Source organism: Sphingobium olei (assembly GCF_042678845.1).
GTDB lineage: Bacteria > Pseudomonadota > Alphaproteobacteria > Sphingomonadales > Sphingomonadaceae > Sphingobium > Sphingobium olei.
On record NZ_JBHTLS010000001.1, the window covers coordinates 1 to 3,774 of the forward strand.

At 61.1% G+C, this 3,774-nt stretch carries 3 protein-coding genes; all 3 read left to right on the top strand.

Annotation, left to right across the window (positions count from 1 at the left end):
- The first annotated feature begins 131 nt into the window (after window positions 1-131).
- Genes ACFQ24_RS00005 through ACFQ24_RS00015 form a run of 3 tightly spaced genes read left to right on the top strand, consistent with a single transcriptional unit; the run spans window position 132 to window position 3,720 of the window.
- On the top strand, window positions 132-1,367 hold the full coding sequence (locus ACFQ24_RS00005; RefSeq protein ID WP_380908130.1) for a site-specific integrase: 1,236 nt from the start codon (window positions 132-134) through the stop codon (window positions 1,365-1,367).
- Window positions 1,364-2,719, top strand: coding sequence for a tyrosine-type recombinase/integrase (locus ACFQ24_RS00010; RefSeq protein WP_009823940.1), 1,356 nt, complete (start codon window positions 1,364-1,366; stop codon window positions 2,717-2,719). Before ACFQ24_RS00005 ends, ACFQ24_RS00010 begins: the two co-directional genes overlap by 4 nt.
- Complete coding sequence (locus tag ACFQ24_RS00015) at window positions 2,716-3,720, top strand: site-specific integrase (RefSeq protein WP_009823939.1); 1,005 nt, start codon at window positions 2,716-2,718, stop codon at window positions 3,718-3,720. Before ACFQ24_RS00010 ends, ACFQ24_RS00015 begins: the two co-directional genes overlap by 4 nt.
- Window positions 3,721-3,774: the final 54 nt, after the last annotated feature.

Genomic DNA, 3,774 nt, shown 5'->3' on the forward strand with positions numbered 1-3,774 from the left:
CTTATCGCGAGGAAGCGGTAATGCGGAGGAGCGCGGCGTAACCGGCGAATTCCCATGATAGTGTGCGCAGTTGCTGCGCATTATATTGGTTGCGAACCTCGGCGGTCCCTGGACCAGCTGAGGAGGCAATCATGTTGAAGTTGCATGACGAGTTGATCACCGAACTCTCGAATTCGCTCACCACACAGAATTACAATCCCGTGGTCGTGGCGAACCACCGTCTCTACGCCCGCGCGTTTCTCGATTATCTGGCCGAGTGCGATATACAGGTCGAGACTGTGACGCCGCAGCAGGTCGATCAGTATTTTGGCTATGCGGTTCAGGATTTTGAGATCCAGTACGGTCGGCCTCCCAGTGCGCGTTGGCACATGTTGCCCCGCACCGCGATCGCCAAGCTCCTCCGGCTTGCTCAAGGCAATTGGCCCCCGGACGCAGAAATGATCGGTCCCGATGACGAGCATCGACATGAAATTTGCCGCGAATACGAGGCATGGCTGCGCGAGGAGCGCGGTTTGGCAATCTCGTCCATTGCGGCGCTGATGTGGGAGGCGCGAAACTTCCTGCGATGGCAGTTCGACCGGGCCGGTGCCGCCAGCCTCGAAACGTTGAGCATCGTGGACATCGATCTCTACATGGACATGCGCGCGCCTGNTGGTTTACGGCGCAAATCATTGGCCGATGTCGCTGAGCGTCTCCGTTCGGTGGTTCGCCATCTGCATCGGACGGGTCGCATCCCGACCGATCTGACGCCACACATCATCGGCCCCATGCTCTATGCCTACGAAGATGTGCCGTCGACGCTGGAAAGGAGCCAAATCGCCGCGGTTCTGGCGACAACGCAGGAGGACAGATCGCCACGCGGACTACGCGATTATGCGATACTTCAGCTGCTTGCCACGTATGGGCTGCGCGAAGGTGAGATATGCCGCCTTCGGCTCGATGACGTGGACTGGCGCGCAGAATCCCTCCGGATCTGCCACACCAAGACCAACGCGTACTCGTACATGCCGCTAATGGTGACTGTTGGTGAAGCGCTGCTGGATTATCTGCGCCTTGGGCGGCCCCAGGTTGAAGTGCGGGAAATCTTCGTCCGATCCTGCGCACCCTATATCGCAATGACGAACCTGTACGGCATGATCCGCGGTCGGTTGGCCGCCGCAGGCGTAGTGCCAGCAGGAAAGCGGGGGCCGCATGTCTTCCGCCACGCACGTGCGGTCGAAATGCTGCGGGCATCGGTCCCGCAAAAGATCATCGGCGACGTGCTCGGGCATCGATCCACCGAATCCACCAATACTTATCTCAAACTGGCAACAGATGATCTCCGAGCCGTGGCACTCGAGGTGCCTGGAATGGAGGTGCTGTCATGAGCGCCTGGCACGATCCCGATCGCACCGTCGTCGACGCCTTCCTGGTAAAATCGCAGTTCCGGCCGGGAAGCGTACCGACATATCGCTGGTTCCTTTGCACCTTCGAAGATGTTGCCCGCCGGCATCCGGCGGTGGACCGGCAGATGCTCGACGCCTGGCTGAAGGAGATGCAAAAACGTTGGCGATTGTCGACGCTGCTCAATCAGGTCTGCATTGTCGACCGCTTCCTCGACCACCTCGTCGAAATCGGGCTGATCGCCGACAACCCTGTTGCTGCACTTCGCCGTCGGTACAACGTCAAGCAAAGCAAGCCGATCTGGCGGGCCTTGGCTTCCCCGAATCCCGACGAATCCTTGGCCGCGTTACGACGGCCTGCGCCCTTCGGCAGCGTGCTGGGTGACTTCATGCAAGACCATGTCATGCTGATGCGCAGCCGGGGATATCAATATGAAGCGCAGGCTCACTGGCTGCTGCGGTTCGATCGGTTCCTTCAGGCCCGTCCCGACCTCGCGGAGCAACCACTTGAGGCAATGATTGCGAGCTGGGCGGCTGCCAAGCCGACCCGCAACCACGCGGCTGAATGCCAGAAGCTGGCGCGCATCCTGACCAAGGCGCGGTTCCGCCTCGATCCGACTATCCCGCCAAAGCGCTTCAATCCCCGGCCAGAGCGGGAAGTAGCGCGGGAGCATCGGCAACCGCATATCTTCAGCCCGGCTGACGTTCGGCGTATGCTCGATACCGCACGGACTTATCCGTCGCCGGACGCTCCGCTGCGGCCGTTGACCCTCTACACCATGATCATGCTGGCCTATTGTGCCGGGCTACGGCGAAGCGAGCTGGCATGGCTCGATCTTGGTGACGTGGACCTGCAATCAAGCACGATCACGATCCGGGAAACGAAGTTCTACAAGACCAGGATCTTGCCTCTATCCGACAGTGTCGCGGTCGAACTGCGCGCGTACATCGATGCGAGGCGGCGCGCTGGCGGCCCACAGAACCCGAAATCAGGGCTGTTCTGGCATGCCCACTTAAATGACCGCTACAGGCCCGAGGCGGTTACGACAATGATTACCAACGTCATGCGCCGTGCTGGGCTCAAGCCCGCTTCGGGCCGGACCGGGCCGCGGGTCCATGACCTTCGTCACTCGATGGTGGTGAACCGCATCCTCCAGTGGTACCGGTCCGGCATTAACCCTCAGGAAAAACTGCACTTCCTCTCGACCTACATGGGGCACCGGGATCTCCACTCCACGCTGGTCTACATCACCGTCACGCAGGATCTGTTGCAGGAAGCCAGTGAACGGTTCCGCGCGCTCGGCGCCCCGTGCCTTGTCACGGAGGCGCGGCCATGAGGAAAGGCAATCCATTGCCCGCGTTGTTGCGGGCGTTCTTCCAGGAGTGGCTGGCCGAGCAGCGCAGCGCGTCAATCCACACGATCCGCTCTTATCGCGACACCTGGCGGCTGCTGCTTCGGTTCGTCGCGGAGCGAAAAGGCTGCGGGGTCGCGCGGCTGACGCTCACCGACGTCTCGGCCGGCGAGGTGCGCGCGTTCCTTCATCATACCGAGCATGGCCGCAAGACCACGATCGGCACGCGGAACTGCCGACTGGCCGCCATCCGCAGCTTCTTCAGCTTCGTGGCGGACAAGAATCCGGAATACATCGCGCAGTGCTCAGAGGTCCTGGCTGTTCCGTTGAAGCGGGAGCCCACCTCCGCGCCGTGCTACCTCGAGCCCGAGGAGGTCGAGGCCATCCTCGCCCAGCCCAACCGATCGACACTCGAAGGGCTGCGCGACCATGTACTGCTCTCGTTCCTCTATAACAGTGGCGCGCGAATCCAAGAGGCGCTTGACCTCTGTCCCGAAGCAATCCGGTTCGATGCACCGAACTTCGTGCGTCTTTACGGCAAGGGGCGCAAGGAACGCATCTGCCCGCTCTGGCCAGAAACCGTGGCATTGCTCAGGAAGCTACTGGAGCGACAGCCCCGTGCGCCCGATGAGCGGATCTTCGTCAATCGATACGGTGAACCGCTAGGGGCGTCAGGGGTGCGGTTCAAGCTCAACGCCTACGTGGAACAAGCCGCGAAATCGACGCTGACCCTCCAGTCAAAACACGTTACGCCTCACAGCTTCCGGCACGCGACCGCCGTCCACCTCGTTGCCGCCGGGGTCGATATCACCGTCATCCGCAGTTGGCTCGGGCACGTCAGTCTCGATACGACCAATCACTATGCTCAGGCCAATCTGGAGACCAAACGAAAGGCGCTGGAACAGGTTGGCGCCCCGGCGGCGAGCAACGTGCCACCTTCGTGGAAGCGAGATGCCAATCTGATGGGATGGCTCGACACCCTATAGAATAATGTGAAGGACGTGGCGAAATGTTCCGCAGCTTTGCAGGACTACGCCGCG

Excerpts from the sequence above, each read along its gene's own strand:
- ACFQ24_RS00010 (WP_009823940.1), top strand. The coding sequence starts at position 1,364 with ATGAGCGCCTGGCACGATCCCGATCGCACCGTCGTCGACGCCTTCCTG.
- ACFQ24_RS00015 (WP_009823939.1), top strand. The coding sequence starts at position 2,716 with ATGAGGAAAGGCAATCCATTGCCCGCGTTGTTGCGGGCGTTCTTCCAG.